General features: G+C 45.5%; 25 protein-coding genes and 1 other RNA gene. 6 read left to right on the forward strand and 20 right to left on the reverse strand.

The window, feature by feature from the left end; all coding sequences use genetic code 11:
- Nucleotides 1-38: 38 nt before the first annotated feature.
- The 12 genes from murC to rsmI all read right to left on the reverse strand — a co-directional run bounded on the left by murC (nt 39) and on the right by rsmI (nt 13870).
- Entirely contained in the window at nt 39-1499 is a 1461-nt protein-coding gene (gene murC, locus ACED45_RS03435; RefSeq protein WP_327784232.1) for a UDP-N-acetylmuramate--L-alanine ligase, read from the reverse strand.
- A gap of 13 nt (nt 1500-1512) precedes the next feature.
- Nucleotides 1513-2574 (reverse strand): undecaprenyldiphospho-muramoylpentapeptide beta-N-acetylglucosaminyltransferase, encoded by a 1062-nt coding sequence (murG, locus tag ACED45_RS03440; RefSeq protein WP_371713314.1) that lies wholly within the window; start codon nt 2572-2574, stop codon nt 1513-1515.
- Nucleotides 2575-2586: 12 nt separating this feature from the next.
- Nucleotides 2587-3783 (reverse strand): cell division protein FtsW, encoded by a 1197-nt coding sequence (ftsW, locus tag ACED45_RS03445; RefSeq protein WP_146490526.1) that lies wholly within the window; start codon nt 3781-3783, stop codon nt 2587-2589.
- 22 nt (nt 3784-3805) lie between these two features.
- On the reverse strand, nt 3806-5122 hold the full coding sequence (murD, locus tag ACED45_RS03450) for a UDP-N-acetylmuramoyl-L-alanine--D-glutamate ligase (RefSeq protein ID WP_371713315.1): 1317 nt from the start codon (nt 5120-5122) through the stop codon (nt 3806-3808).
- Between the two features lie 57 nt (nt 5123-5179).
- The gene (gene mraY / locus ACED45_RS03455) at nt 5180-6262 is read right to left on the reverse strand and encodes a phospho-N-acetylmuramoyl-pentapeptide-transferase (protein WP_371713316.1); all 1083 of its coding nucleotides are present in this window, start codon (nt 6260-6262) and stop codon (nt 5180-5182) included.
- Nucleotides 6259-7632 carry a UDP-N-acetylmuramoyl-tripeptide--D-alanyl-D-alanine ligase gene (locus tag ACED45_RS03460; protein ID WP_371713317.1) on the reverse strand — a complete coding sequence of 458 codons (1374 nt, stop codon included), beginning with the start codon at nt 7630-7632 and terminating at the stop codon, nt 6259-6261. The genes mraY and ACED45_RS03460 overlap by 4 nt, the downstream gene beginning before the upstream one ends.
- The gene (gene murE, locus ACED45_RS03465) at nt 7632-9116 is read right to left on the reverse strand and encodes a UDP-N-acetylmuramoyl-L-alanyl-D-glutamate--2,6-diaminopimelate ligase (protein WP_371713318.1); all 1485 of its coding nucleotides are present in this window, start codon (nt 9114-9116) and stop codon (nt 7632-7634) included. The genes ACED45_RS03460 and murE overlap by 1 nt, the downstream gene beginning before the upstream one ends.
- An 18-nt stretch (nt 9117-9134) precedes the next feature.
- Nucleotides 9135-10892, reverse strand: a complete 1758-nt coding sequence (locus tag ACED45_RS03470; RefSeq protein ID WP_371713319.1) for a penicillin-binding transpeptidase domain-containing protein — start codon at nt 10890-10892, stop codon at nt 9135-9137.
- Nucleotides 10889-11206, reverse strand: coding sequence for a cell division protein FtsL (ftsL, locus tag ACED45_RS03475; RefSeq protein ID WP_061019056.1), 318 nt, complete (start codon nt 11204-11206; stop codon nt 10889-10891). The genes ACED45_RS03470 and ftsL overlap by 4 nt, the downstream gene beginning before the upstream one ends.
- 3 nt (nt 11207-11209) lie before the next feature.
- A complete protein-coding gene (gene rsmH, locus ACED45_RS03480; protein WP_017059280.1) occupies nt 11210-12160 on the reverse strand; it encodes a 16S rRNA (cytosine(1402)-N(4))-methyltransferase RsmH in 951 nt (316 codons plus the stop codon).
- Nucleotides 12161-12388: 228 nt separating this feature from the next.
- An RNA gene (gene rnpB, locus ACED45_RS03485) (RNase P RNA component class A) lies at nt 12389-12828 on the reverse strand.
- Nucleotides 12829-13003: 175 nt separating this feature from the next.
- Nucleotides 13004-13870 carry a 16S rRNA (cytidine(1402)-2'-O)-methyltransferase gene (gene rsmI, locus ACED45_RS03490; protein WP_371713320.1) on the reverse strand — a complete coding sequence of 289 codons (867 nt, stop codon included), beginning with the start codon at nt 13868-13870 and terminating at the stop codon, nt 13004-13006.
- A 61-nt stretch (nt 13871-13931) separates the two neighbouring features.
- Between rsmI and ACED45_RS03495 the strand changes: the two genes are divergently transcribed.
- The 4 genes from ACED45_RS03495 to ACED45_RS03510 are packed head-to-tail and all read left to right on the forward strand — an operon-like array spanning nt 13932 to nt 17349.
- On the forward strand, nt 13932-15749 hold the full coding sequence (locus ACED45_RS03495) for a penicillin-binding protein activator (RefSeq protein WP_371713321.1): 1818 nt from the start codon (nt 13932-13934) through the stop codon (nt 15747-15749).
- Entirely contained in the window at nt 15736-16134 is a 399-nt protein-coding gene (locus tag ACED45_RS03500; RefSeq protein ID WP_146490577.1) for a YraN family protein, read from the forward strand. Before ACED45_RS03495 ends, ACED45_RS03500 begins: the two co-directional genes overlap by 14 nt.
- Before the next feature lie 2 nt (nt 16135-16136).
- A complete protein-coding gene (locus ACED45_RS03505; protein WP_004729817.1) occupies nt 16137-16727 on the forward strand; it encodes a phosphoheptose isomerase in 591 nt (196 codons plus the stop codon).
- Between the two features lie 16 nt (nt 16728-16743).
- Complete coding sequence (locus ACED45_RS03510; RefSeq protein WP_371713322.1) at nt 16744-17349, forward strand: BON domain-containing protein; 606 nt, start codon at nt 16744-16746, stop codon at nt 17347-17349.
- Between the two features lie 89 nt (nt 17350-17438).
- On the opposite strand, the gene sspB is transcribed toward ACED45_RS03510, so the two are convergent.
- From sspB to zapE, 8 genes are all read right to left on the reverse strand, one after another.
- Nucleotides 17439-17933: a ClpXP protease specificity-enhancing factor gene (sspB, locus tag ACED45_RS03515; RefSeq protein WP_061019061.1), complete on the reverse strand. Its 495-nt coding sequence runs from the start codon at nt 17931-17933 to the stop codon at nt 17439-17441.
- Between the two features lie 5 nt (nt 17934-17938).
- Nucleotides 17939-18574 (reverse strand): stringent starvation protein SspA, encoded by a 636-nt coding sequence (gene sspA, locus ACED45_RS03520; RefSeq protein ID WP_009848943.1) that lies wholly within the window; start codon nt 18572-18574, stop codon nt 17939-17941.
- 97 nt (nt 18575-18671) lie between these two features.
- Nucleotides 18672-19409 (reverse strand): cytochrome c1, encoded by a 738-nt coding sequence (locus ACED45_RS03525; RefSeq protein ID WP_048658023.1) that lies wholly within the window; start codon nt 19407-19409, stop codon nt 18672-18674.
- The gene (locus ACED45_RS03530; RefSeq protein ID WP_017629361.1) at nt 19406-20671 is read right to left on the reverse strand and encodes a cytochrome b; all 1266 of its coding nucleotides are present in this window, start codon (nt 20669-20671) and stop codon (nt 19406-19408) included. The genes ACED45_RS03525 and ACED45_RS03530 overlap by 4 nt, the downstream gene beginning before the upstream one ends.
- Nucleotides 20671-21261 carry a ubiquinol-cytochrome c reductase iron-sulfur subunit gene (petA, locus tag ACED45_RS03535; RefSeq protein WP_004740757.1) on the reverse strand — a complete coding sequence of 197 codons (591 nt, stop codon included), beginning with the start codon at nt 21259-21261 and terminating at the stop codon, nt 20671-20673. Before petA ends, ACED45_RS03530 begins: the two co-directional genes overlap by 1 nt.
- 330 nt (nt 21262-21591) lie before the next feature.
- Nucleotides 21592-21984 carry a 30S ribosomal protein S9 gene (gene rpsI, locus ACED45_RS03540; protein ID WP_004740758.1) on the reverse strand — a complete coding sequence of 131 codons (393 nt, stop codon included), beginning with the start codon at nt 21982-21984 and terminating at the stop codon, nt 21592-21594.
- 13 nt (nt 21985-21997) lie between these two features.
- Nucleotides 21998-22426 (reverse strand): 50S ribosomal protein L13, encoded by a 429-nt coding sequence (rplM, locus tag ACED45_RS03545; RefSeq protein WP_010434689.1) that lies wholly within the window; start codon nt 22424-22426, stop codon nt 21998-22000.
- A 247-nt stretch (nt 22427-22673) separates the two neighbouring features.
- A complete protein-coding gene (gene zapE, locus ACED45_RS03550) occupies nt 22674-23777 on the reverse strand; it encodes a cell division protein ZapE (protein ID WP_371713323.1) in 1104 nt (367 codons plus the stop codon).
- 219 nt (nt 23778-23996) lie between these two features.
- On the opposite strand from zapE, the gene zapG reads away from it, so the two are divergent.
- Nucleotides 23997-24452, forward strand: coding sequence for a Z-ring associated protein ZapG (gene zapG, locus ACED45_RS03555; protein WP_017629363.1), 456 nt, complete (start codon nt 23997-23999; stop codon nt 24450-24452).
- Between the two features lie 127 nt (nt 24453-24579).
- The gene (locus tag ACED45_RS03560) at nt 24580-25935 is read left to right on the forward strand and encodes a Do family serine endopeptidase (protein WP_102480616.1); all 1356 of its coding nucleotides are present in this window, start codon (nt 24580-24582) and stop codon (nt 25933-25935) included.
- Nucleotides 25936-25957: the final 22 nt, after the last annotated feature.

The raw sequence follows: 25957 nt of genomic DNA on the forward strand, positions 1-25957 counted from the left end.
AAGTGAGCGATTGACCACAGTCTGTAGACAGTATTCTGTTACGCGTTCTGCATTTTATTAATGTCTAACTGTAACGATTCCAACTGCTTCGCCACTCGACCAACATCGCCTGCCCCTTGCGTTAAAACAAGGTCACCGCCTTGAATTATGTTGGCTAAAGCCGACGGCAGCGCGTTGATATCGGCAACAAAGATTGGATCTATCTTACCACGCCCGCGAATAGTTCGACTTAATGAACGTCCGTCTGCCCCTGCAATCGGTTTCTCACCTGCAGAATAAACATCTAACAGAATTAGGACATCAACCTGCTCAAGAACGTTCGCGAAATCATCATACAGATCGCGAGTACGGCTATAACGGTGTGGTTGAAAGATCATCACAAGACGTTTATCAGTCCAGCCACTTCGTGCAGCTTGAATCGTCACATCAACTTCGGTTGGATGATGACCGTAATCATCGACCAACATAGCAACGCCTTTACCTGTTTCGTACTCACCTAGGTGATCGAAACGGCGACCAGTGCCTTCGGTTCCCGCCATCGCTTTTAGAATCGCTTCATCGCTGATGTCATCTTCTGTTGCAACAGCGATCGCCGCGGACGCATTCAGTGCATTGTGACGACCCGGAATATTTAATGTGATATCAAGGTTAGCTTTACCTTCACGTACCACCGTGAACTTACCTTGTTGACCTTCTTGTACGTAGTTCTCAATACGAATATCCGCATCTTCTGAGAAACCGTAAGTAATCACTTGGCGACTTACCTGAGGGATAAGCTCACGCACTACAGGATCATCAACACACATCACAGCCTGACCGTAGAATGGCAGGTTGTGTAAGAAGTCAATAAATGTCTGCTTTAGCGTTTCAAAATCGCCACCGTAGGTATCCATATGATCCGCTTCGATGTTAGTTACGATACTAACCATTGGTTGCAGATGTAAGAATGACGCATCACTCTCATCGGCTTCAGCGATAAGAATACGGCTTGAACCTAAACGTGCGTTAGTGCCTGCACTTTTCACCAAACCACCGTTTACGAAGGTTGGATCTAGGCCTGCTTCCGAGTAAATCTGTGTCACTAGCGCAGTCGTGGTTGTCTTACCGTGCGTACCTGCCACAGCAATGCCGTGACGAAAACGCATCAGCTCAGCCAGCATTTCTGCACGACGAACGATAGGTGTACGCGCTTCACGAGCAGCAATAATTTCTGGGTTTTTTTCGTTGATAGCGGTTGAAACCACCACCACACTTGCGTCGGCAACGTTACTTGCTTGGTGACCGATATAAACGGTCGCGCCCTTGCTAACTAAACGATCAGTCACTGGGTTTTGAGCAATATCAGAACCCGTGATCTGGTAGCCTTCATTTAACAAGACTTCAGCAATCCCGCTCATTCCAGCACCACCAATACCAATGAAGTGGATAGATTTAACACGGCGCATCTCTGGCACCATTGCACGGATTTGCGCTAAGTCTTGGGTATGTTCAATCGTCATCAATTCAATCTCATTATTTTGCTAAAGCTTTAATTGCTTCAGCGACGGTCACATCAGCATCAAGCTTGGCTGCTTGACGAGCTTTTGTTGCCATCATTTTTAATTCATTTCTATCAAGCTGAGCGATAGTGTTCGCTAGCTTATCAGCCGTCAATTGAGGCTGTTCAATCATTAACGCTGCTCCACATTCAACTAAGTGGTCGGCATTCAACGCTTGTTGTCTATCTTTATGCATAAACGGAACGAAGATAGAACCAACACCTGCTGCAGATACTTCTGATACGGTTAATGCCCCTGACCGACACACTAGTAGATCTGCCCACTCATAAGCTTGCGTCACATCATCAATAAATTCAGTCACTTGAACATTATCTACAGAATGTGATTTGTATTGTTCAATCACTTGCTGTTGATTGTTTTTACCCGCTTGGTGCATCACAGTGAAGCCTTCACCAAGCTGCGCCATCGTTACTGGCAAGGTATCGTTTAGGATTTTTGCGCCCTGACTGCCGCCCATAACCAAGATGCGGATGTCACCATCACGCTCAGCCATGCGTTGCTCGGGTTCAGCTAAGGCAACCACATCTTCGCGTACTGGGTTACCCACCACTTCTGCGGTAGGGAAAGCACCAGGGAAAGCTTGGAAAACCTTTTTAGCAATCTTAGACAGCCATTGGTTGGTTAAACCTGCCACTGCATTTTGTTCATGGAGAACTACTGGAATACCAGACAACCAAGCCGCGATACCACCGGGACCACTCACGTACCCCCCCATGCCAAGCACCACATCAGGCTGCCATGCTTTAATGTGTTGTCTTGCTTGAAGTATGGCATTAATAATCTGGAACGGCGCTTTAATTAGCTTGCTAATGCCTTGACCACGAAGGCCTTTCACCTTGATGAAGTCGATCTCAATACCATGCTTTGGCACCAAATCCGCTTCCATTCTGTCTGCAGTTCCTAACCAGCGAATTTCCCAGCCTTGTTGCTGAAGCTTTTTAGCTACCGCTAACCCTGGAAAAACGTGACCGCCAGTACCACCAGCCATCACTAAAAGTTTTTTGTTTTTTGTCATCACGTTAGATTCTTATTCTACTAATTCGTTTTGATTATCGGCTTGTTCTTTTTGTTGTATCCGGCACTCGTGATCGATACGCAGCAACATAGAAACCGCCACCGACATCACGATAAGACTTGAACCACCATAACTGATCAACGGTAAGGTTAGACCTTTGGTCGGGACGATACCTGAAGCAGCACCCACATTAACAAGCGTCTGAAAAGCAAACCAAATGCCGATGCCAAATGCCAGGTATCCACTGAACACTTGGTCATTTTCAAAGGCCTTTTTACCAATAAGAATGGCTTTAAAAACCAAGCTAAAGATCAGCATCAACACCAAGGTTACGCCAACAAAACCCAATTCTTCTGCCAACACAGCAAATACAAAATCGGTGTGCGCTTCAGGTAGGTATTCGAGCTTTTGAATTGAGTTACCAAGCCCTTGCCCCATCCAATCACCACGGCCGAACGCCATCAATGACTGAGTTAACTGGTAACCACTACCGAAAGGGTCGTTCCAAGGTTCCCAGAATGAGGTAACACGTCGAACACGGTAAGGCTCTATAACAATCAAGCCGACGACTGCGGCAATACCCGCCACCATCAAGGCGATAAACTGTGAAAGCTTGGCACCAGCAATGAATAGCATGCCAAACAAAGTAACTAGCATTACGACTACGGTACCTAAATCGGGCTGGCCCAATAGCAACACGGCAAAGGCGCCAAACACCATGATGGGTTTGGCAAAACCACCGAAGAAGGTTTTTCTCACTTCGTCCTGTTTACGAACCAAGTAGCCCGCCATAAAGATAAACAGCGATAACTTGGCTACCTCAGCAGGTTGTAAGTTAAATAACCCTAATGGGATCCAACGCGATGCGCCGTTAACCGATTTACCGACGGCTAATACCACAATCAGCAAGAAAAAGGATAAGCCCAGTAGATACATACTGTATTGAAACCAGCGCTGCATAGGGATTTGCAATATGACGCTGGAGACACCTAATGCCAACACAAGGAAGATGGCATGACGGAACATAAAGTGAAACGGCTGATCGGTTAAACGAGCACTGATTGGGAACGAAGCCGACGTTACCATTACCAAACCCGTCAGCATCAGTCCAAGAGCAATCCATACCAATTGACGATCATAGAGCGCCTCTGGTGTGGCACGGTTAAGCCATTGCCAAATAGATTGATTGATCTCTTTCACTCTTTGCACTGAATGTTAGTCCTTCAACACGTTAGGCATACTCATGAGCAAGTTCAGTGAACGCATCACCTCTTGCCATGAAGTTATTAAATTGATCGAAGCTTGCGCACGCAGGAGACAGCATCACCATATCCCCAGCCACAAGCTGTGGTGAGATGGATTCGATTATCTGCTGCATGGTATCGAACTTTTGTGCAGATGGGTGTAGAGGCATGAATTGATCGGCATCTTCACCAAAACAACACAGTTGAACGCGCACTAGTTGCGACAACACAGGCTTAAGCTCACTGAAGTCGGCACCTTTACCAACCCCGCCAACCAGAAGATACAAAGTACCTTGGCACTCTAAGCCCGACAGAGCCGCTAATGTACTGGCTACGTTGGTCGCTTTTGAGTCGTTAACCCATTTAATTTCGTGTTTGTCAGCCACTACTTGGCAACGATGCGTTAAACCATTATAGGCTTTCAGGGCTTCAAGGCTTTTTCTGTAATCGATACCGACTTGTTTAAGCAGTGCTAGCGAGACTAACGCATTTGCCACATTGTGACGTCCAACCAATGTTAAATCTTGGGTAGCAAGGACAGGTCTACCGTTGTCCATTAGCCATTCGGTACCATCAACTGTCGCGACACCAAACTCTTGGTCGTCGAGCCCGAATGTTACTAATGACATGCTGTGGTCTGGATACGTCTCTTTATCGTCGCGGTTTACAATCGCATATTGAGCATTGTTAAAGATTCTTAGCTTGGCATCGCGGTAGTCGGCCATGCCTTGATAACGATCCATATGATCTTCAGACAGGTTCAGAAATGCTGCTGCTGCTAAGTTTAGGCTTGATGTTGTCTCTAACTGAAAACTTGAAAGCTCAAGAACATATAAATCAGCATTAAGCTCTAAAAGTTCTAAGGCAGGGATACCAATATTGCCACCCACACCGACATTCAAACCCGCAGCCTTTGCAAGTACACCAGTAAGGTCGGTCACGGTGCTCTTGCCATTAGAACCTGTTATTGCCACGACGGGTTTGTCTACCGCCCAGCCAAACAGTTCAATATCGCCAACAACCGGAGTTCCCGCTTGAATAACATCTTGTATTTCAGGGGTCGCTAAGGCGATACCTGGGTTAGCAACCACCAAATCAGCTTCCGCTAACCATTGGCTATTCCAACTACCAGAATGTAGCTCTACCGACTCAGGTAAAGATTCCTTTCCTGGTGGTAGCTCTCGAGTATCAATCACCTTCACATGAGTATGAGGCTGATATTTTACGAGATGTTTAACGACAGAGAGCCCGGTAATACCGAGCCCCACAACCACTACATTTTGAATATTTTGCCAACGTTCCATTTAAACAAGATGCTCTTAATAGTTTTAAAGAGCCCCAACTCAGAGGCTCACACAGGATTAACGAACTTTCAGTGTCGCTAGACCAACCAGTACTAATACCATTGAGATGATCCAAAAGCGCACGATTACACGCGGCTCTGGCCAACCTTTAAGTTCATAGTGGTGATGAATCGGTGCCATGCGGAAAATACGTTGACCACGCAATTTGTAAGAGCCCACCTGCAGAATCACTGACAGAGTCTCCATTACAAACACACCGCCCATAATAACCAGTACCAACTCTTGGCGAACTAACACAGCAATCACACCCAATGCACCACCAAGCGCTAGCGAACCAACATCGCCCATGAATACTTGTGCTGGGTAGGTGTTGAACCATAGGAAACCAAGTCCAGCACCGACTATGGCAGTACATACAACCACAAGCTCAGAAGTGTATGGGATGTATGGAATGTGTAGATATGCTGCGAAGTTAACGTTACCTGTCGCCCAAGCAATCACAGCAAAACCAGCAGCAACCATAACCGTTGGCATAATCGCCAAGCCATCTAGGCCGTCTGTTAGGTTCACCGCGTTACTGGTACCCACAATAACAAAATAAGTAAGTACGATGTACAATAAACCTAATTGTGGCATCACATCTTTAAAGAAAGGAACAACCAATTGGGTTGCCGCAGTATCGTTCCCGTGAGCATACAGCGCAAACGCCACAACCAGTGCAATAGCCGATTGCCAGAAGTATTTCCAACGCGCAATCAAGCCATCTGTGTTTTTACGAACCACTTTACGGTAGTCATCAACAAAGCCAACCGCACCGTAACCGCCAAGCACGACAAGTACAGCCCAAACGTAAGGGTTAGAAAGATCAGCCCACATTAATACCGTAATAATGATGGCAGCTAGGATCATCACGCCACCCATGGTAGGTGTGCCACGTTTGCTAAAGTGAGATTCAGGGCCGTCGTTACGAACAACTTGGCCAATTTGTAGCATTTGCAGACGCTCGATTAAACGAGGTCCCATCCACAGCGACAGGCATAAAGCCGTCAAAATACTCGCGATTGCACGAAACGATAGGTACTCGAACAAACGGAAAAAAGAAAAGTGTGGCTGTAGTAGCTCTGCAAGCCAAATTATCATGAAAAGTTCTCCTTTAAAGCAGCGGCTATTTTACTCATTCCTGCACTATTAGCGCCTTTTACCAACAAGGTATGCGACGCGTTTTCTGGCAAGCTTAAGTGCTGCTCTATGTGCGCGAACATCGCTTGATGCGTTGCAAAGTGGGTACCATTACACACTTCACTAATCACCTTGGTATCATCACCGTAAGTGAGTACATGCTCAAAAGCGAATGGGGCAGCATATTCACCGACTTGACGGTGAAGTGCAAGGCTTTCGTCGCCTAATTCAGCCATATTGCCTAAAATCAACCAACGTTGACCTTTGAAGCTCGACAGCAGTTTAGCTGCCGCCTTCATCGCAGGTACGCTGGCGTTGTAACTGTCATCTATCAGCTTGATATTCTGACTTAATTGTTGAACCTCAACTCGTCCTTTGACAGAGATAAGATTTGCTAAACCATTTTTCACTTCATCTAGCGTGGCGCCAAATTGGATGCTCAACGCCGCTGCTGCTAATGCATTCGCTACGTTATGTTGACCGATAATACCAAGCTCAACCGGCATAGCGCCTTGCGGAGTTTGCATCTCAAAGCAGGCTTCACCCTGCTCATTAATACCAATGTTCTTAGCAAAGTAATCTGCATTGCTGTCGCTTTCTGAAAATGTCAGTACCGTTTTATCGGCAAGTACTTCATTCCAAAAGTCACCACCGTTGCTATCTAAATTAACAATAGCAGCATCACCGACAGCAAGCCCTTGAAAAATTTCGCCTTTCGCTTGCTTCACACCATCGATAGAGCCAAAACCTTCTAAGTGTGCCGCCGCGACATTGTTCACCAAAGCAACCTGTGGTTTCACAAGCTGGGTAGTGTAAGCAATTTCACCGATGTGATTGGCGCCTAGTTCGATCACTGCGTAGTCGTCGCTTAACTCACTACGCAGCAGGGTTAACGGTACCCCAATATCATTATTGAAGTTGCCCGCTGTAAACAGCACCTTGCCACGTTGCTGCAAAATGCTCGCAACCATCTCTTTTACAGTTGTCTTGCCGCAGCTGCCTGTAATCGCCATAGTTGGAACGTTACATTGCTCATGAATCCAAGCACTTAGCTGACCTAAAGCAAGTTTAGTGTCTTCAACAACAACTTGAGTAATATTTAGGTCAAGTTTTCGTTGAACTAATAACGCACTGGCATTGGCCTCAACAGCCTGACCGCAAAAATCATGCGCATCAAAACGTTCACCTACGAGAGCAACAAACAGCGCACCTTCTTCAACGGTGCGAGTGTCGGTAGAAACCGCATTGATCAAACTATTGCTCGATTTGCCAGCCTCTATCAGCTGACCGTTCACCGCTGAGCAGATCTGCTCGAGTGATACATCAATCATTATGAAATACCTAAAAGTTGTAGCGCAGACTCTCGATCCGAATAGTGGATCGTTTTGTCTTTCAATACTTGGTAATCCTCATGGCCTTTACCTGCCAGAAGAATAATGTCGTTATTACCCGCATGCTCTAGAGCAAACTTAACCGCCTGAAAGCGATCGTGTTCAACAAAGGCGACTTCAGGCTCACTTAAACCTGCCAGCATGTCTTTAACAATCAATGCCGGATCTTCGCTGCGAGGATTGTCATCTGAAATAATAATTTTGTCGGCGAACTGCTCTGCGGTAACCGCCATCATAGGGCGCTTGCCGGTATCTCGATCACCACCACAGCCAAAGATTGCCCATAGCTTTCCTGAGCAGTGAACTCGTAGTGCTGCTAATGCTTTCTCTAGTGCGTCTGGTGTATGCGCGTAATCAACCACTACTTTTGCTTTATTTGGTACTTGGAACAATTCCATGCGACCAATAACAGGTTGTAGTTGAGGTGCTGTGTCGATCAAGGTTTGCTTGTCGATGCCTAGTGAGAGTAATGTCGCGAAAGCAACCAATACATTTGAGGCGTTGAACTGGCCAATTAAAGGAACAGACAGTTGTCCCTGCCCCCAGCTACCATCAAAAGCGAGTTTGATACCTGTCTCTGCATAAGCAACATCCGATGCCCATACTGACTGCTGGTAGCCCGATAACGGAAGTAATGAAACCGCTACTGCATTAGACAGATCTGCCATCCAAGCTTTACCGACTTCATCGTCCACATTAATCACAGCGTGCTTACACTTATGCTGAGTAAACAAGCTCTTCTTAGCTAGAGCGTACTCTTCCATCGTACCGTGGTAATCCAAGTGGTCACGGCTCAAGTTAGTAAATACACCAACCTCAAAGTCCAACGCCTTAACTCGGCCTTGAACCAAACCATGAGAAGATATTTCCATTGCTGTGTAAGCCGCGTTTTCTTCAGCTAACTCACTCAGTGTGCGTTGTATTTCGATGGCACTGCCTGTGGTATTCGCCGCGGTTTTTAGATTGTCTAAGAAGCCATTACCTGTAGTGCCCATTACCGCAGAGCGGTAACCGACTAGATCTAACCATTGAGCAATCAATTGAGTGATGGTGGTTTTGCCATTGGTACCTGTAACGCCAATCAATTTGGTCGCTTGAGAAGAATAAACTCGACCAGCCAGTTCAGAGAGAATTGAATTTAGCTCTGAGACATAAACAACAGGAACGGCATTTAACCACTCAACCAAGCCATGAGTTTTGTCATCACCAGCCTGTGCGATAACGGCTTTCGCACCTTGAGCTATCGCTTTGTCGATAAAGCGACGACCATCAACGGCATGTCCAACAATGGCAACAAAAATATCACCGTCCTTGATCGCACGGCTATCCAACTCCAACTGCTCAACAGCAATCGCATCTAGCTCAGAAGAACCGAAGTCTCCCCAAGGAGAAAGTAAAGATGACAGCGTGAGGCTATTACTCATATTGAATCCTGATTGGCTCTATTCTTGAAATTTGTTTTCATCAGCAGGGACATTAAGTATTTGCAGTGCACCCTTCATGATTTCAGAAAAAACGGGGGCGGCGACTGAACCGCCATAGTAAAGGTCACCTTGAGGCTCGTTAACCACAACAACCAGCGCCACTCTAGGGTCACTGACTGGGGCAAAGCCAGATGTAATAGCGATATATTCATCGCTGTACCCACCAGCTTCTGCTTTACGAGATGTACCTGTTTTTGCTGCTACTCGGTAACCCGGCACAGCAGCTCTCGTTGCCGTACCACCCTTTTGAGTTACCCCTTCTAGCATTTGCAGAACCAGCTCAGCGTTCTCACGCTTGATGATCTGCTTAGAGAAATCTTGGTCGTTACTTTTGATGATGTGAATTGGTTCATACATACCTTTGTTAGCTAACGTTGCGTAAGCATGAGCCAATTGAAGTGGCGTAACTGCTAATCCATAACCAAATGCCAAGGTAGCGATTTCAAACTTAGACCAGCGACGACGGTTCGGGAAAATACCCGCCGTTTCCCCCACCAGGTTCAACCCTGACATCTCACCTAAACCGACAGAGCTGTACATCCCAAGCAAGGCTTCAAGTGGCATATCAAGCGCTAACTTCGCTACACCGATATTACTCGATTTTTTGAGGATCAACGCTAAATCAGCTTTGCCGACTTTCGACGTATCACGTACGCGACTGCCACCAATCTGCATGATACCATTACCTGTATCAATGATGGTTTCCGCGTCTGCAGTCCCATTCTCCAGTGCCGCTAACACCACGAAAGGTTTTACTGTCGAACCAGGCTCCATGGCATCAGTGAGCACGCGGTTTCGCATCTTAAAGCTTTGTAAGTCAGAGCGGTTGTTCGGGTTGTAAGACGGTGCATTGACCATGGCTAACACTGCGCCTGTCTTCACATCGAGTAACACTGCAGAGCCCGAAGTCGCCTTATGATCGGCTACAGCTTGCTTGATCGCTCGATAAGCTATCGCTTGTAATCGTTGATCGATTGTGAGCTCGAGTGGCTTACCTTCTTCACGCTCTTCTAAAGCAATGTTTTCAACAACGCGTCCATAGCGGTCTTTACGAATCGTTCGCTTACCCGCCTCGCCCGTAAGCCATTTGTCGTAGCTGCGCTCAACACCTTCTAGGCCGTGCCCATCAATCCCGGTAACGCCGATAAGGTGCGCGCTGACTTCGCCTGCAGGGTAGTAACGTCGAGATTCAGCTTTCAGACCAATACCCACTAGCTTCAGATCGCGAATATATTTAGCCATCGCAGGGCTAACTTGTCTTTGCAGGTAAATAAATCGACGGGATTTGTTGCTAGAGATCTTGTCGATCATTGATTGTCGTTCTAGCCCAAGCACATCAGCTAGCGCATACCAACGATCAATGTTGGCCATGCCGTTTTTGTCAAAAATCGTTTTTGGATCAGCCCATACCGCCTCAACTGGAACACTCACAGCAAGCGGCTCGCCATTGCGGTCTGAAATAATACCGCGAGCAGAAGGAATGGCCTTAACACGTACTGAACGAAGGTCGCCCTGACGAATTAAGTTATCTGGTTCAATAATTTGAATGTAAGCCACACGGCCAACCAGTGCAGCAAAGGCAAGAAACACGAAAGCAATAACGACGTTAAAACGCCATTTAATAAGAATTGGATCCGAATCCTTTTCGCTCTTCACACGCTCTTTCGTTGATATCTTAACGGTTTTTGCGGGTGCTTTTTCCTTTTTACCGGTCATTTCAGTGTGATCACAACTTCTTTGTCAGAGTCTGGACGTTTCATGTCTAGCTCTCTTTTTGCCGATGCTTGAACGCGACTGTGTTCAGCCAGAGCCGTCTCTTCAAGCATTAAATTTCGCCACTCATCATCAAGCTGTTCTCGCTCCACCAATGCCATGTCTTTTTGAGTGATCGCCTGACGTGACATATGTGTCGTAAGAACGACCCCCATCGCACTTGCAAAGATACAGATAAGAAGCATCAATGGGATCTTACCCACGGAGATCAAATCAAAAAATATTATCTTGGCTAAGTTAGGTTTGGAGGTCTTCATTGACTATAGCTTTTCTGCGATTCGTAATACTGAGCTACGTGAACGAGTATTCTCATCCACTTCGCCTTTTGATGGCTTAATCGCTTTACCAACAGGCTTAAGATCAGCACTGCCTAGCGCTTTGATCTGCTCTTCTGTTAATGGCAAGCCATGTGGTACTTGCGGGCCTTGGCTCTCTTTACGGATAAAGCGCTTCACCATGCGGTCTTCAAGTGAATGGAAGCTGATAACAGATAAACGACCTTCTGGAGCAAGAATACTTGCAGCACCTTTCAGTGCCGTGTCGATCTCTTCAAGCTCGCTGTTGATGTAGATACGGAATGCTTGGAAAGCACGTGTCGCTGGGTGCTTTTTCTCTTTAAAGCTTTTTGGTGCTACATCTGAGATAAGCTTAGCCAACTGGCCAGTGCGCGTTAGCGGTTCGTTCTCTTCATTCTCTTGATAAGCAATGATGCCTTTCGCGATACGGCGAGCGTGTTTGTCTTCACCAAACTCACGGATAACCCATGTGATGTCATCAAGGTCAGCTTCAACTAACCACTGAGATACAGGAATGCCAGTTGTTGGGTCCATACGCATATCAAGCGGGCCGTCTTTCATGAAGCTAAAGCCACGCTCTGCGTCATCCAACTGTGGTGAAGAAACACCTAAATCCAGTAATACGCCATCCACTTGACCGACTAAGTCGTAACGCTCTGCATATTCAGCCATACCTGAGAATGGGCCGTGAATAATCGTAAAACGAGGGTCATCAATCTTTTGTGCTTCTGCAATCGCTTGTGGATCGCGGTCGATACTAAAGAGTCGTCCATTCTCGCCCAGTTTAGACAGGATTGTACGGCTGTGACCACCACGACCAAAAGTACCATCGATGTAGGTACCGTCAGGTTTGATCGCAAGTCCGTCAATAGATTCGTTAAGCAATACTGAAATATGTTTGAATGCTTCTGTCATAGTCTTCTCAGTGAGTGGATTGAGCCATTAGTTCGGCAATAATTTGTTCTATTAACGTTTTAGTGTACTGATTTCACGCTGTATCTCCACCATATTGTGTATAGGCTTTGGGAATTTTTGACCCAAGCTCATATCAGGGTGAAGGATTCTAAGGAAATCTAAATAATTTACGTCAATATAAAGCAAAAAACCCATCACTACCGTTAAGTAATGATGGGTTCTTTATATAGGTGGAGTTGACACATACGCCGGGTTCTGTTCCGCTTGTGCGGCGGTAACCATTCGTCTAGGCCTGCAATCGCTCACAGGCTCAAGCAATCTACCCGCCCCCATACGCGAGCAACGCAATGTGAGGGCCTATTTGATCTTGCTCCGGGTGGAGTTTACCTTGCTACGAACTGTTGCCAGTCGCACGGTGCGCTCTTACCGCACCCTTTCAGCCTTACCTGTGCCCCTTCCGAAGAAATGAGGCCATCGGCGGTCTTCTCTCTGCTGCACTTGTCGTGGGCTCGCGCCCCCCAGACGTTATCTGGCACCCTGCTCTATGGAGCCCGGACGTTCCTCCCCTCTACCAGTCTCCCGAAGGACTTCAACGTCAGTTTCCCGAAGGACCTCAACGTCAGTCTCCCGAAGGACATCAGCAAAGCAGCGATTACCCGTTCAACTCCGAGGGCGGATTGTATAGAGATTAGAGCGCAGTGTCTAGCGAGATCACAAATATGCTGCAAACCTCTAAGCAACTGCATGAATTTCACACAATTAAGACAAAAAAGAGGAGTGACGGTATTACCCTCACTCCTCACAAGCTTTTCAATACAGGTTAACTACTCTATACAGAGGTTTTTAGTTGTCTAGGTGCTCAAGGCCCCACTTGTATAACGCGTTCTTTTTCAGGTTGTAGATTTCAGATGTCATTGCCGCCGCTTTTTTAAGGGGTAACTCTTTGGTTAGAATACCCAACGTGCGAGTCGCTTCGTCTGGCAACTCAGTGCTCGCTTCTTCACGGTGACCATGAATCAGTAACACCATCTCACCGCGCTTACGGTTCGCGTCTTCTTCAATCCACTCAATAAGTTCACCCAGTGGTAGACCTTGGATGGTTTCAAAGGTTTTGGTTAGCTCTCGCGCCAATACAACCTCACGGTCAGGGCCAAGAATCTCAAGCATGTCTTGTAGAGAATCTGAAATACGGTGTGGTGATTCATAGAAGATGCAGGTGCGCTCTGCCTTTGCGATCTCTAAGAACTTGTCTTTACGACCTTTGCTCTTTGGCGGTAAAAAGCCTTCAAAGCTGAAACGATCTGACGGTAAACCAGAAGCACTCAACGCCGTAATCACAGCACAAGCACCAGGAAGTGGCACAACTCTCACACCCGCTTGACGACATTGTGAGACAAGATGGTAACCTGGGTCACTAATTAAAGGAGTACCCGCATCAGAGACTAATGCGATAGACTGACCTTCTAATAACCTTTCGACTAGAACTTGCGCTTTAGTTTGTTCATTATGATCATGTAAAGCGAACGTTCTGGTTGATATATTGAAGTGAGCAAGCAGCTTACCCGTGTGGCGTGTGTCTTCGGCTGCAATAACATCGACACTTGATAAAATTTCAATTGCTCTTTGAGTGATATCTCCCAAATTTCCGATTGGGGTTGGCACAATGTAGAGAGTTGGGCTCTCTGTGAGCAAGGTTTTGTTATCTGTCATTTGTTTACCATCACTTCAACGATTAATATAGATACAAATTTATACGGAATTTAAAGAACTCATGGCAACGATGAACCATAAGAGACTCAGTGTACCACGCTTACTAACTCCAATTGCATTAGCAATTACATTGGCGGCTTGTTCTTCAGGTCCTCAAGCACCAACGAGCGTTGATATTACACTAGATCCAGCGCAATCAACTGAAAGTTACATGATGCAGGCGGATAGTAGTAAAGGAAGTCTACAAAACGACTGGTTAATCATGGCGCTTAAGGCTTCTGTGCAAGCTGGAAAAACCGATCAAGCAACTCTGCTGATCAAACGCTTAGCCAAACAAAAGCTGAGCGAAACGCAACAAGCGGAATGGCAATTAGCTCGTGCTCAACTGTTGGTGAATAACTCGCAGCCGGAGCAAGCTTATAGCCAACTGAACTTTCAGCCTTGGTGGAAAATTCCGAACGAGCAGTGGAAAGATTATCACGAGCTACGCGCGAACATTTCTGAAATGCAAAACGAGTATTTTGAAGCAAGCCGTGAGTTAGTTCTTTATTCAGAGTACCTAGACGCTGACGACGAGCTCCAACAACAAGCTGCTGACCGTATTTGGCAAAACCTAAATAGCTACTCTCAACATGAGATTCTAGAGCTTAAGACGTCGCCTACAGAAGACGTTCTTGCAGGTTGGTTACAACTGGCGATTTACATGAAGACGCTGAATTCAAATCTTCCAAACCTACAGGAAACCCTGTCTGATTGGCTAGCAGAGAATCCTCAGCACCCAGCAGCGACATATACACCTCAAGCGATCACTGACATCTTGGCGCTAGAGATCAGCAAGCCAACTAGCACTGCACTATTACTGCCTCTAACCGGTAAGTACGGCAAGCAGGCACAACTTGTGCGTGACGGTTTCATCTTTGCGATGATGAATGACAAAGAGCGTGAAGAAGATGCAACGCTGACGGTAATGGATACCAACGTGCAAAGTGCAGCTGAGATTAAAGCGACACTCGAAGAGAACAACGTTGATTTCATCGTTGGCCCGCTGATTAAGAGCAACATCACTAAGCTTCAGCAAGCGCAGAAAAACCACGAGAACTCGATTCCAGCTTTAGCTTTGAACATTCCAACGCAACTAGAACCAGATACCAACATTTGTTATCTCGCTCTATCGCCAGAGCAAGAAGTCGCTCAGGCAGCGAAGCACCTATTTGCTCAAGGCTACAAGTACCCGCTTATCCTTGCGCCAAGAGGGCGTTTAGGTGAGCGTGTTGAGCAAGCATTTAAAGAAGAGTGGAAAAAATACAGCAGCAATGATGTTGCTATCAGCTTGTTCTCTGACAAACGCCAACTGCAACGTAATGTGAATCAGGTATTCGGCTTGCAAGAGAGCCAACAGCGTATCGCTCAAATGGGCGGGTTACTTAACCTAGACCTAGAAACAGAGCCACGCAGCCGTCGTGATATCGATTCTGTCTACATTGTGGCTAAGAACTCAGAGCTAACGCTAATCAAACCCTTCATTGAAGTGGCAATTAACCCTGATGCTAGCCAACCCGCTCTTTTCTCAAACTCACGCAGCAACAGCGGTGATAAGCAGTATGAAGACCTAACCGGTGTATTCTACAGCGATATCCCACTATTGGTTGAGAACAAAAACGAGCTTAATAAAGAGCTAAACGACCTATGGCCAGCACATTCAAATGGCCAAAAACGTCTGCAAGCATTGGGAATGGATGCATACTACCTAATGGATGCACTACCACAGATGAAAGCCGTGCAGGGATATAGTATTCCAGGTGAAACGGGTGTGTTAACCATCGATAACAACTGTGTGGTCCAACGTGAAATCAGCTGGGCAGAGCATGGGGCTTTTTAGCCGAAAGTTCCGATCCAAACCAACTATCACCCACAAACAAGTGGGTGATAAATACGAGGCCGTGGCAAAATCTTATCTGATTAACCACGGTTTATCGTTAATAGAAGAAAACTTCATAGCAAAATGTGGCGAGATTGATCTTATAATGCGCCATAACAATACGGTTGTGTTTGCTGAGGTAAAATACCGCAAGCAAACCCGCTACGGACATGCCGCTGAAATGGTGACTGCCAAGAAGTCACAGAAGCTGCTCAAAACAGCCAATGTTTGGCTTATGCAGCAAGGCTTGTCGGTGCACTCTACAGATTTCAGGTTTGATATCGTTGCCATTGAAGGGCCGAATGACAATATCGACTGGATTCAAAACGCGATTACCCAAGGATAAACATGCTAGACAGCATTAAAGAAAGTTTTACAGAAAGTATTCAAATCCAAATTGCGGCTGCAGAAGCTCTGCCTGACGCAATCACGCATGCCGCTCAAGCAATGGTTGCGACCTTGCTTAACGGAAACAAAATTCTTTGTTGTGGTAATGGTGGTTCGGCGTCGAATGCTCAGCAATTTGTATCATGTCTACTCAACAGATTTGAAACAGAGCGCCCTAGCCTTCCAGCGATGGCACTCACTGCAGACAACACTACGCTAACGGCAGTAGCTAACGATTACCACTATGAAGAGATCTTCTCTAAGCAGGTACGTGCGTTTGGTCAAACTGGCGATATTCTGTTGGCTATCTCTACTAGCGGTAATAGCAAAAACATCATCAAAGCAATGGAAGCCGCAGTAACTCGCGACATGACAATCATCGCCTTTACAGGCAAAGATGGGGGTGAAATGGCAGGCTTGCTTGGTGAACACGATGTAGAAATTCGTATCCCTTCACACCGTACAGCGCGCATTCATGAAGTACACATGGTGACACTACACTGCCTATGTGACCTAATCGATCAAGTACTCTTCCCTGCTCACGAAGAGTGATATACGGAGCATCACAATGAAATCATTAACCTCTATGATGCTGTTTAAGCTGATTAGTGTTTCGCTACTTACACTATCCCTATCTGGTTGTGCTGGCATTTTCATTGCTGGTGCAGCAACCACAGCAAACCTAGTCACAGATACGCGAACGACCAAAGAGATTTGGAACGATAACAATATCGAATTTGAAGTTGCAGCTATCACCAATAAACAACCATACCGTGGTAGCGTGCGTGTCACCGCAAGCTCTTACCGCGGCTCTGTAGTGTTAATGGGCCAAGCAACGACAGACGCTGAACGTCGTGCTTTTGAAAGCCAAGCCAAGGAAGTAAAAGGCGTCGAAAGTATACATAACCAGATTCGAGTCAAAGAGCCTTTGTCAGTTAGCGCGATTAGCAAAGACAGCTGGATTACCACTAAAGTGAAATCAGCCCTGCTTGCGAATGCTGAGCTTAACGGCATCAAAGTAAAAGTGATTACTGAGGATTCAGAAGTATTCCTGCTTGGACTCGTCACTCGAGAGCATGCTGATATCGCGACAGAAGTTGCGCGTAACATCTCAGGTGTAAAACAGGTCATTCGAGCGTTTGAATATGGCGAAGAAGAGACAGCCGTTAACTAGCCTTAAGCCAGTCAATTAAATGCCATTTAGCAGACAAGAAAAAGCAGCGACGAATCGCTGCTTTTTTATTTGAGTCGTTTTTACTAACGTTATTTGATAACACGAAGGCTTGGGCGACCTTTCACTGGACGAGGAGGCTCAGGATCTGAGTCAGGCTCTTCAGCATCTACGTCTGCCGTTGCTACGCTCAAAGATGGACCTTTTTCTGGTTCTTCAAAAGGAGTTTCTTCAATCCCTTCTTCAAACGATTCCATGTAAGCCTCTTCAGGTTCAAACATAGTACCAGCACCATTCTCACGAGCGTAAATCGCTTGTACAGCATAAAGCGGAACAATCACAGAGTGTGGGCGACCACTAAAGCGAGCACTAAACGTCACAGCTTCGTTACCCAGTTCAAGTTGTCCAACCGCACGAGGCGCGATGTTCAGAATGATCTGACCATCTTGGACAAACTCTTCTGGAACTCGCACACCTGGTAGTGTTGCTTCAACAACAAGGTGTGGAGTTAGTTCGTTATCAACCAGCCATTCATAAAATGCACGAAGCATATATGGTCGGCGTGGAGTCATATTTGAAATATCCATAACGCTTAGCGAACGAGTCGCATCTCACGCTCAGCTTCAGTTAGAGAAGCTAGGAATGAATCACGTTCAAATACGCGGTTCATGTAAATCTTAAGCTCTTTAGAACCAGGACCAATTAGTTCAATACCAAGCTCAGGTAAACGCCATAATAGCGGAGCTAGGTAACAATCAATTAGGCTAAACTCTTCGCTCATGAAGTATTCATACTCAGCGAAGATAGGAGCAAGAGTCAGTAGGTCGTTACGCAATTTAACGCGGGCTGCTTCAGATTCTTCAGCGTTGCCTTTAACGATCTTCTCTGCAACTGAATACCAGTTACGCTCAATGCGGTACATCATTAGACGGCTATTACCACGAGCAACCGGGTATACAGGCATCAATGGTGGATGAGGAAAACGCTCATCTAGGTATTCCATGATGATCTTTGAGTCATATAGAGCAAGCTCACGATCAACAAGAGTAGGTACTGATTTGTACGGGTTCAGTTCAACAAGTTCTGCTGGTAGATTTTTTTCATCAACCAACTCAACTTCAACACTTACGCCTTTTTCAGCAAGAACAATGCGCACCTGATGGCTATACATATCAGAAGCACTTGAGAAAAGAGTCATTACAGAACGTTTATTGGCAGCTACAGCCATGGAGCCCTCCAGTACACTTTAAATAAAAACAATGGAGGCCTAAAGCCTCCATTGAACATTAACATAATTTGGGAATTAGCACGGTATTATAGCACAATTAGTGCACATCACGCCAATACTCTTTCTTCAACAAAATCACGATGATAGTGAAGATTACTAAGAAGGCCATTACCCACCAACCCATAGCATGACGCTCAAGTTGAACTGGGTCGCCCGAGTAAACCAAAAAGTTAACAAGGTCACGAACCGCTTCGTCGTATTCACCGGCACTTAATTCGCCAGAACCGTCAGTTTCAGTACCAACAACAACCGTCACTTCCTCGCCATCTACCATATGCGTATCGTAGATTGGTGTTGGGATACCTTGCAGTTCTTCAAGAACGTGCGGCATACCTACACTTGGGAAAACAATGTTGTTCACGCCAAACGGACGAGACGGATCTTCATAGAATGTACGAAGGTACGTGTATAGCCAATCTGCGCCACGAACACGAGCCACCAAAGTTAGGTCAGGTGGCGGAGCACCAAACCAACTTGCCGCTTGCTCAGAAGGCATAGCGTTAACCATCAAGCTACCAATTTTCGCCTCTGGGTCGAAAATCAGGTTTTCCTTCATTAGATCAACAGGGATCTCTAAATCATTCGCAACACGTTCATAGCGCTGGTACTGCGTTGAGTGACAAGCGAAACAGTAGTTCATGAACATCTTAGCGCCATTTTGCAATGAAGCTTTGTCTGTTAAGTCATTGTTCGCTTTGTCTAATGGTACGTTTGCACCAGCTGCCATCGCCAATGACGGCAACATAGCAAATAAAATTACAATCCACTTTTTCATTTGAATGTCACCCTTTCTGGTAATGGTTTCGTCGCTTCATTTTTACTGTAGAACCACAGTAGAACGAAGAACATGAAATAACCTAAGCTAAAGATTTGAGCCAGTAACGTGTATGTTGGCGTTGCAGGAAGCGCACCAAGTACACCAAGCGCAATAAAGCTTATTGTGAATTGGATGATGTTGATCAAATGCAGTTTGCTACGGTAACGGTAAGAACGAACCTTACAGCGGTCAAACCATGGCAATAGGAATAGCACAACAATTGATGCGCCCATTGCAACGACACCTAACAGCTTATCAGGAACAGCACGAAGTACAGCGTAGAACGGCGTGAAGTACCAAACTGGAGCGATATGCTCAGGTGTTTTCAGCGGGTTCGCAGCCTCAAAGTTAGGCGGCTCAAGGAAGTATCCACCCATTTCTGGGTTAAAGAACAGCACGTAACAGAACAAGAATAGGAAACCAGCAACACCTACCATATCTTTCACCGTCCCGTATGGGTGGAAAGGAATAGAGTCGATGATGTCGTATTTCTTAGTGTAATCCTTATGGAATGGGAACTGAGTTTTGTAATCGTCGCCCATTGTGCCTTTAGGAAGTTTAGTTTCGATACCGTCAGGGTTGTTCGAACCCACTTCGTGTAGCGCTAGTACGTGAAGCACGATAAGCAGCAGAAGTACGATTGGTAGCGCGATAACGTGCAGTGCGAAGAAACGGTTCAGCGTTGCACCAGAGATGATGTAGTCACCACGGATCCAAAGCGTTAGGTCATCACCGATAACAGGGATCGCACCAAACAGAGAAATGATTACCTGAGCACCCCAGTAAGACATTTGACCCCATGGTAGTAGGTAACCCATGAAAGCCTCAGCCATAAGCACTAAGAAGATCAACATACCGAAGATCCAAAGTAGCTCACGAGGTTTTTGGTAAGAACCGTAAATTAGACCACGGAACATATGCAGATAGATAACAACGAAGAATGCCGAAGCACCTGTTGAGTGCATGTAACGCAGTAGCCAGCCGTATTCCACATCACGCATGATGTATTCAACAGAAGCAAATGCACCGTCACCAGACGGTACGTAGTTCATTGTTAACCAAATACCAGTAAGAATTTGGTTAACCAGTACCAACATAGCTAAAGAACCGAAAAGGTACCAAAAGTTAAAGTTCTTAGGCATTGGGTATTCAGACAAGTGCTTTTTATAAGCATTCATCGCGGGTATACGTTTCTCTACCCAGTCTAGTAGTCCTTGCATTATGCATCTCCCTCGTCAATACCGATAAGGATCTTGGTGTCACTTAAATACATATGCTTTGGCACAACAAGGTTCAACGGTGCAGGTACACCTTGGAATACTCGACCTGCCATATCAAACTTCGAACCATGACAAGGACAGAAGAAACCAGACTTAACGCCCTGAACTTGTTCTGCAAAAGAATCTGGCAGGTAAGTTGGAGAACAACCTAAGTGCGTACAGAAACCAACAGCAACGAAGAATTCCGGCTTAATTGAACGGAATTCGTTCTGTGCGTATTCTGGTTGTTGTTCAGCTTCAGATTGAGGGTCACGAAGTTGACCACCAATAGACTTTAGGTTTTCTAATACCGATTCAGCACGGCGTACAACCCATACAGGTTTACCTTGCCATTCGACACGAACCATTTGTCCCGGTTCTAACTTACTGACTTCCACTTCCACCGGCGCGCCCGCAGCTTTCGCCTTGGCACTCGGATTCCATGATTTAATAAAAGGCACGGCTACAGCAGCTGCTCCTAAACCACCAACAACGGCTGTTGTTGCGGTTAAGAAACGCCTGCGACCGTTATTTAAAGGCGCGTTGCTCATCCAAACATTCTCCCATTTGCTCCTTATGGATTGAAATAATTCCGATTAAAGAGCATGGCTAACAAAATATGTATTTAGTTCTATTTATTGACGGCAAATGATAAATAAAACCCTACTTTTTGACAAGATAAAGCTACCTTTTTGTAACAATCATGAGGCAAAGCGCACATTGGGTTACAAAAGCTTTCAAAATATAAGAATTTGGGAATAAAACGAGGGAGAGGAAGCGTTTAGAGTGGGTATAAAAACAAAAAGCCCGGCATATAGCCGAGCTTTGAACCACAATTCCAGTAATAAAACTGGGAGCGTGTACTTTTTCGTAAAGAAAAATTAACGCTTAGAGAATTGAGGTTTACGACGTGCTTTACGTAGACCAACTTTCTTACGTTCAACGCAACGAGCGTCACGAGTAACGTAGCCAGCTGCACGTAGAGCAGGACGTAGAGTTTCATCGTACTCCATAAGAGCGCGAGTGATACCGTGGCGGATTGCGCCAGCTTGACCAGAAATACCACCACCAGAAACAGTGATGTAAAGGTCAAGTTTCTCAGTTAGTTCAACTAGCTCAAGAGGTTGCTTAACAACCATACGAGAAGTTGGACGACCGAAGTAAACATCAAGGCTACGCTTGTTGATTACGATCTCACCAGAGCCTGGTTTGATGAAAACACGAGCTGCTGAGCTTTTGCGACGACCAGTGCCGTAGTATTGATTCTCTGCCATTTTCATAATCCCCTTAGATGTCTAGTACTTGTGGCTGTTGAGCAACATGGTTGTGCTCAGTACCAGCGTACACTTTAAGCTTACGGTACATCGCGCGGCCTAGAGGACCACGTGGAAGCATACCTTTAACTGCTAGTTCTAGAACCATTTCTGGTTTCTTAGCAATTAGCTTTTCAAAAGTGATAGTTTTAAGACCACCTGGGAACTCAGAGTGACGGTAGTAAACCTTACCCTTAGCTTTGTTACCAGTTACAGCAACTTTCTCAGCGTTAACAACGATGATGTAATCACCAGTGTCTACGTGAGGAGTGTATTCTGCTTTGTGCTTGCCGCGTAGGCGAGAAGCGATTTCACTTGCTAGACGGCCAAGAGTTTTGCCTTCAGCGTCTACAACATACCAGTCGCGTTTTACAGTTTCTGGTTTAGCAACGAAAGTTTTCATGCTAATAATTACCTATTTAAAAAATTTACACTTAAGGAATACTCGCGTATTCCCACTGTCTAAGAGTTACCATTCATCACCCCTTCGAGTGTTGGAAAACTCTTGGCATAACGTGATTTTACTCATCGCTAGAGGCCCGCAGTAACGGTAGGTCGCAGGATTATAGAGAAGAGCGAAGAAAAAATCACCTCTTTTTGAACAAAATCACGATTTTTTTAATTCTATTTCTTATTCGAGATAATCAGAGCTAACTTAAGTGTTCTTTTGCCAAATATTCATGGCTCTGCATTTCGATTAAACGCGACTGACAACGTTTAAATTCAAACTCTAGCTGCCCATGGGTATACAATTTTTCTAGCTCAACTTCCGCTGAAATAATCAATTTCACATTACGCTCGTAGAACTCATCCACCAACGCGATAAAACGTCTCGCTGCGTCATCTGAAGTCGCGCCCATTTGCAATACATCAGCCAACAGAACGGTATGGTAAACACGTGAGAGCTCAATGTAGTCATTTTGGCTACGAGCCGACTGACAAAGCTGAGCAAAAGTACCATGCAACACCCCATCACTCGCTTCGACTACTTCTAATTGACGGTGATTAACCTCAATCTGCTTAAGCTTCTCTTTATCTTCACCTACGAGCTGAGCGTAATACTTTTCGAGATTGATATTCGCTTGGCTATCTAGCGGGTAATGGTAAATCTCTGCTTGCTCTAAAGTACGCAGACGATAATCAATACCGCTATCAACATTAAGAATGTGGCAGTTGTCTTGAATAAGCTTAATGGCAGGTAAGAAACGCGCTCTCTGTAACCCGTTACGATATAGATCCGCAGGGGGAATATTAGAGGTCGCGACCAAGATAACGTTGCGAGCGAACAACTCTTGGAACAAAGTTCCTAGGATCATCGCATCAGTGATGTCTGAAACAAAGAATTCGTCGAAACAGATAATGTCCGCTTCTTCCTTCAACTTGTCTGCCACTAAAGGCAATGGATCGCTAACATTACCTAGCGCCTTTAGTTCATCATGAACTCGATACATAAAGCGATGAAAGTGAACCCGCATTTTTTTAGTGGTCGGTAAGGCGTCGTAGAACGTATCCATTAGATAAGTTTTACCGCGCCCTACGCCTCCCCAGAAATAGAGACCTTTCGGTGGCTGTGGCAATTCTGGTTTTTTGCCCAATAATTTCTGGAATCGAGTTAGTTGAGGAATAGGCGTATTCATGTAATCTTGGAATTGATGAAAGAGTTCATCTAAAGACTTAACTGCTTGCTCTTGTGCTGGATCTCTTTGAAATCCATGTTCTTTTATATCTTGTTCGTATTTTTTAATGGGATTCATGACGACATTTCCACAATGAAAGCGATATCAGACAGCAAATAAAAATGAGCCCAAACAGTACGAGAAATAACGTAACGTGGTGAATAATGCAGCATCAAACTGCTAACTAGCGCACACGCATTTCTCTTTATACTGCGGCTTTCTCATAGTACCATGGAGCCGTATCACGTGTAACTAAGCAGTAACAAACATGTTAAAAAACAATAATAAGGAGCTGTTATGCCTTGGATGTATGCCGTTGCCGGTTTACTAGTCGGAGTTATTTTAGGGGTCGCCATTTCTCGTCTTATGACACCTGAATACAAAAAACAAAAGAACGTACAGAAAGAATTAGATAGCGCAAAGTTTGCCCTAGAACAGCAGCGACAAGAGCTGGCTGACCACTTTGCGAAATCAGCAGAAATGTTGGACACCTTAGGTAAGGACTACACGAAACTGTACCAACACATGGAAAAAACAAGCTCAGAGCTGATTCCTAACCTGCCAGAGCAAGACAACCCGTTTGTAAAAACAGCCGCCGCTCATTCGGACAAATCACAAGATAAGCCTTCAATTAAAGAAGCGACACTTGAGGAACAACCGAAAGATTACGCGAATGGCGCAACCGGTTTATTTACAGAACAGAAGAAAGAGATCATTGATGCTCCTGATGTAGTGACAGCAAAAGCATCATAAACATTTAACACTTCTGTGAACTTTACAAAGGTTTTTGAGTCATAACTTTCACTCAGGTCATTTGAAACTTCTCATACTTATTACACGTAGTGAGAGGGGTAAGACCTTAACTAGAGAGGAGTTTATGATGAAAAAACCTTTGCTTGCTTTATCAGTACTGACTTTAAGCTTAAGTTCAATCATCACCCCCATTCAAGCAACGGCCGCACTACCATTAAGTGTGGGTAATGAACAATTACCAAGCCTCGCGCCTATGCTTGAACAAGTGACCCCCGCTGTGGTTAGTATTGCCGTAGAAGGCAAACAGGTACAACGCCAGCAAATCCCTGAACAATTCCAATTCTTTTTTGGTCCAGAACAAACACGAGAGCGCCCATTCCGCGGATTAGGCTCTGGTGTGATCATTGATGCCAAGAAAGGCCATATCGTGACTAACTACCATGTGATTAATGGTGCTGACGATATCAAAGTAAAACTTCATGATGGTCGAGAATACGATGCCGAACTTATCGGTGGCGACCAGATGTCGGATATCGCGCTGCTTAAACTAGAAGAAGCCAAGAACCTTACTCAGATAAAAGTGGCAGACTCAGACAAGTTAAGAGTTGGTGATTTTAGTGTCGCAATTGGTAACCCATTTGGACTTGGTCAAACCGTGACATCAGGTATTGTTTCTGCGCTTGGTCGTAGCGGCCTGAATCTAGAGAACTTTGAGAACTTCATTCAGACCGATGCGGCAATCAACAGCGGTAACTCTGGTGGTGCGCTAGTTAACCTCAACGGTGAACTGATTGGTATCAATACTGCCATTCTTGGCCCTAACGGAGGTAATGTCGGTATCGGCTTTGCAATCCCATCCAATATGATGAAAAACCTGACAGAACAAATTCTCGATTTCGGTGAAGTAAAACGCGGCATGCTGGGCGTTCAAGGTGGAGAGATCACCTCAGAACTAGCAGAAGCACTCGGTTATGAATCAAGTAAAGGCGCCTTCGTTAGCCAAGTCGTGCCGGACAGTGCAGCCGATGATGCAGGCCTGAAAGCGGGTGACATTATTGTCTCTATTAATGGTAAACGTATTGATACTTTCAGTGAATTAAGAGCTAAAGTCGCTACACTCGGTGCAGGTAAAGAAATCGAACTGGGCGTGGTTCGCGACGGCAAGAACAAAACCTTTGATGTGACTCTGGGTGAATCAACCAACAGCAAGACACAAGCTGAAAAACTGCATGAAGGCTTAGCTGGTGCAGAGCTCACCAACACAACAGACAGCGACTCAGCAACGGGCGTGAAAGTGTCAAGTGTGGCTCAAGGCTCACCAGCAGAAGCTTATCAACTTCTCAAAGACGACATCATTATTGGCGTCAATCGCCAAACCGTTAAGAACCTTGCTGAATTTAGAGATATTCTTGAGAAACAGCCGGGCGTACTAGCGCTAAATATCCAACGTGGCGACAGAACTATCTACCTCGTTATTAGATAGTCATACGTCAACGTAATAACAG

The sequence above is a fragment of the Vibrio crassostreae genome, assembly GCF_041439375.1.
Lineage (GTDB): Bacteria > Pseudomonadota > Gammaproteobacteria > Enterobacterales > Vibrionaceae > Vibrio > Vibrio crassostreae_D.

Excerpts from the sequence above, each read along its gene's own strand:
- murC (WP_327784232.1), bottom strand. The coding sequence starts at position 1,499 with ATGACGATTGAACATACCCAAGACTTAGCGCAAATCCGTGCAATGGTG.
- murG (WP_371713314.1), bottom strand. The coding sequence starts at position 2,574 with ATGACAAAAAACAAAAAACTTTTAGTGATGGCTGGTGGTACTGGCGGT.
- murD (WP_371713315.1), bottom strand. The coding sequence starts at position 5,122 with ATGGAACGTTGGCAAAATATTCAAAATGTAGTGGTTGTGGGGCTCGGT.
- mraY (WP_371713316.1), bottom strand. The coding sequence starts at position 6,262 with ATGATAATTTGGCTTGCAGAGCTACTACAGCCACACTTTTCTTTTTTC.
- ACED45_RS03460 (WP_371713317.1), bottom strand. The coding sequence starts at position 7,632 with ATGATTGATGTATCACTCGAGCAGATCTGCTCAGCGGTGAACGGTCAG.
- murE (WP_371713318.1), bottom strand. The coding sequence starts at position 9,116 with ATGAGTAATAGCCTCACGCTGTCATCTTTACTTTCTCCTTGGGGAGAC.
- ACED45_RS03470 (WP_371713319.1), bottom strand. The coding sequence starts at position 10,892 with ATGACCGGTAAAAAGGAAAAAGCACCCGCAAAAACCGTTAAGATATCA.
- ftsL (WP_061019056.1), bottom strand. The coding sequence starts at position 11,206 with ATGAAGACCTCCAAACCTAACTTAGCCAAGATAATATTTTTTGATTTG.
- rsmH (WP_017059280.1), bottom strand. The coding sequence starts at position 12,160 with ATGACAGAAGCATTCAAACATATTTCAGTATTGCTTAACGAATCTATT.
- rsmI (WP_371713320.1), bottom strand. The coding sequence starts at position 13,870 with ATGACAGATAACAAAACCTTGCTCACAGAGAGCCCAACTCTCTACATT.
- ACED45_RS03495 (WP_371713321.1), top strand. The coding sequence starts at position 13,932 with ATGGCAACGATGAACCATAAGAGACTCAGTGTACCACGCTTACTAACT.
- ACED45_RS03500 (WP_146490577.1), top strand. The coding sequence starts at position 15,736 with ATGGGGCTTTTTAGCCGAAAGTTCCGATCCAAACCAACTATCACCCAC.
- ACED45_RS03505 (WP_004729817.1), top strand. The coding sequence starts at position 16,137 with ATGCTAGACAGCATTAAAGAAAGTTTTACAGAAAGTATTCAAATCCAA.
- ACED45_RS03510 (WP_371713322.1), top strand. The coding sequence starts at position 16,744 with ATGAAATCATTAACCTCTATGATGCTGTTTAAGCTGATTAGTGTTTCG.
- sspB (WP_061019061.1), bottom strand. The coding sequence starts at position 17,933 with ATGGATATTTCAAATATGACTCCACGCCGACCATATATGCTTCGTGCA.
- sspA (WP_009848943.1), bottom strand. The coding sequence starts at position 18,574 with ATGGCTGTAGCTGCCAATAAACGTTCTGTAATGACTCTTTTCTCAAGT.
- ACED45_RS03525 (WP_048658023.1), bottom strand. The coding sequence starts at position 19,409 with ATGAAAAAGTGGATTGTAATTTTATTTGCTATGTTGCCGTCATTGGCG.
- ACED45_RS03530 (WP_017629361.1), bottom strand. The coding sequence starts at position 20,671 with ATGCAAGGACTACTAGACTGGGTAGAGAAACGTATACCCGCGATGAAT.
- petA (WP_004740757.1), bottom strand. The coding sequence starts at position 21,261 with ATGAGCAACGCGCCTTTAAATAACGGTCGCAGGCGTTTCTTAACCGCA.
- rpsI (WP_004740758.1), bottom strand. The coding sequence starts at position 21,984 with ATGGCAGAGAATCAATACTACGGCACTGGTCGTCGCAAAAGCTCAGCA.
- rplM (WP_010434689.1), bottom strand. The coding sequence starts at position 22,426 with ATGAAAACTTTCGTTGCTAAACCAGAAACTGTAAAACGCGACTGGTAT.
- zapE (WP_371713323.1), bottom strand. The coding sequence starts at position 23,777 with ATGAATCCCATTAAAAAATACGAACAAGATATAAAAGAACATGGATTT.
- zapG (WP_017629363.1), top strand. The coding sequence starts at position 23,997 with ATGCCTTGGATGTATGCCGTTGCCGGTTTACTAGTCGGAGTTATTTTA.
- ACED45_RS03560 (WP_102480616.1), top strand. The coding sequence starts at position 24,580 with ATGAAAAAACCTTTGCTTGCTTTATCAGTACTGACTTTAAGCTTAAGT.